This is a genomic window from Streptomyces pathocidini, from assembly GCF_001418495.1.
GTDB lineage: Bacteria > Actinomycetota > Actinomycetes > Streptomycetales > Streptomycetaceae > Streptomyces > Streptomyces pathocidini.
In genome coordinates, this window is the sequence record NZ_LIQY01000657.1 from 1 (window position 1) to 2343 (window position 2343).

Annotated in this window: 1 protein-coding gene; it reads right to left on the reverse strand. The window is 76.6% G+C overall.

The features are described 5' to 3' along the window. Positions 1 to 288: 288 nt before the first annotated feature. Positions 289 to 2343, reverse strand: a 2055-nt coding sequence (locus AOK16_RS24145) for a transglutaminase TgpA family protein (RefSeq protein ID WP_055474229.1), incomplete at its 5' end; no start/stop codon positions are given.

Genomic DNA, 2343 nt, shown 5'->3' on the forward strand with positions numbered 1-2343 from the left:
AGCCCGGCGAGCAGGCGGCGGCGGACGGCTCCGGCCGCGGCGGCCACGTCCGGCGCCCACGGCAGCGCCGGTCGATGATGGACCGCATCGAGGAGCGGTGGCAGCGCCGCCGCGACGAGCAGCAGGGGCACTGACGGCCGTCCCGAGAGGGCGGCCGCTGACGGATCAGAGCGACTGAATTCCTAACTGAAGCTGCGGTGTTGGGGCGGTCACGCACATGGTGACCGCCTTCACTCATGGGCCTTCAGCTCCGCTGGTCATGAGCCTCGGTTCAGTCGGCCATGGCCCTCAGCTCCGCTGGCCGCTCGGACGGGTCCGCCGCAGGGGCTGCGCCCAGCGCTCGAGGCCCCACCGCGCCCCCAGCACCGACCACCAGCGCGCCACCGCCCACACCACACGCACGGCGGACCGCGGCGCCAGCACCGCCCGCAGCCGGGCCGCGCGCCCCGCTGTGGCGTGCAGCCCGTCGCGCACCCGCCGTACGTCGTCCGGCAGGCCCGCGGGCAGGCGTGGTTCGGGCGCGTACAGCAGCTGCTCCACCGCGGCCGCCACCCGGCGGGCCGACTCGGCCGCCACGGGCTCCAACCGGCCGCTCCGCGCGATCCGGTCGGCGGCCTGGCGCGGAGTCTGGGTGTCGTCCGGCACGATCCCGTAGTCCCACCCGGAGTCGATCAGCTCCCGCCAGGCGGCGAGGGTCCTCCGGGACGCGACCTCCGCCGCGGCCGGGTCCCCACCGGGGCCCGCGCCCTCCAGCCGTACGCCCGCGTCCCCCTGAGAGGCCCAGGCCCCGTGCTGCTGGGCCGAGGCGGTCTGCCCCCGCGGGCTGCCCGACAGCGGCCCACCGACCGTCCTCAGCCGGCGTCTGCGCGTCCGGATCCGCCAGAGCAGCGGCAGCACGGGCAGTGCCACGGCCAGCAGCCCCAGCGCCGACCAGGCCAGGATCCGGTACGGCGGTGACCCACCGCCCACGGTGCCGCCGCCCGCCCGGTCGGCCGCCGCCCCGCACTCGCCCAGCCGCCGGTCGGCGGGCGCGCAGCTCTGCGACGGGGCCACCTCCGCCGACGAGGACGCCGTGTCGTCCTGCTGCGGGACGCCCGGGTCGGTGTCCCCGTCCGACGGCGTCCGTGTGATCGCGTAGTCGGGCACGACGCCCCGGGTCGGGGTGGGCTCGAAGCGGGTCCAGCCCACGCCCTCGAAGTACAGCTCGGGCCAGGCGTGCGCGTCCTTCAGGCCCACCGACATCGAGCCGTCCGACCGGGCCGTGCCCGGTGTGAAACCCACCGCCACGCGCGCGGGGATGCCCAACGTCCGGGCCATCGCCGCCATCGAGAACGAAAAGTGCACGCAGAAGCCCTGCTTCTGCTGGAGGAAGCGGGCGATGGCGTCCCGGCCGGTGCCCGCGGCCACCTGGGTGTCGTAGACGAACCCGCCCTCGGTGGCGAACCAGTCCTGGAGCCGGACGGCACGCTCGTACGCGCTGGTGGCACCGGCCGTCACGTCCCGGGCCGTCCGCGCGACCACGGCGGGCAGCGAGTCGGGCACCTCGGTGTACTCGCGCAGCAGGTCACCGGGCGGCGTCCCCGCGTCGGCCAGCTGGGCGGCGGTCGGCTGGACGAGCAGGCTCGACACCTCGTACCGCGTCCCGCGCGTGGTCTGCCCCCGGTCGCCGACCAGGGTGCGGCCCACCGGTTCGTAGCGCCACCGCCCGTCGATCCGCACCCGGGTGGCCGGGTAGGGGAGCGGCAGCCAGCTCTGGCGGTACCACTCGGCGGCGGCCACGGTGGTCTCCACCGGAGCCGTGCGCACCCGCGAGCTGAGGCCGGCAGCGGGCGGCAGGGTCGGCGGGACGTCGGTGACCCGGCGCTCCGACGGCTTCCACGAGCTGCCGTCGAACTGGTCGAGCGCCACGATCCGCAGATACTGGTCCCGGGCGTTCGCCGAGTTCGTCCGGTACGTCAGCACCTCGCGGTCGTCCGTCTGGTTGAGGCTGTTCTGCAGTGACACCAGGGGGTTCACCGCGGAGATCGTGCCGCTGCCGGGGCCGGTGCCGCCGGCGGTCCGCGTGTCCAGCAGCCCGCCGCTCAGCGACGGCAGGGCCGCGGGCACCACCAGGGCGATGCCCAGCGCCACCACGCCGATCCGCCGCCCGGTGCGGACCGGGGCCACCGCAGCCCCGGCGGGCGCCTCGAGTCCCGCCCCGAGGCGGCTGGGCGGCCGCGGGCTGCCGCCGAACATCCGGCCCCACCGGGACAGCCGGTCCCGCCCCTCGGCGAGCAGCAGCAGCAGGTAGCCGCAGGCCGCGAGCAGGAACCACAGCCAGCCGGCGCCTCCCGGGGCCAGCCC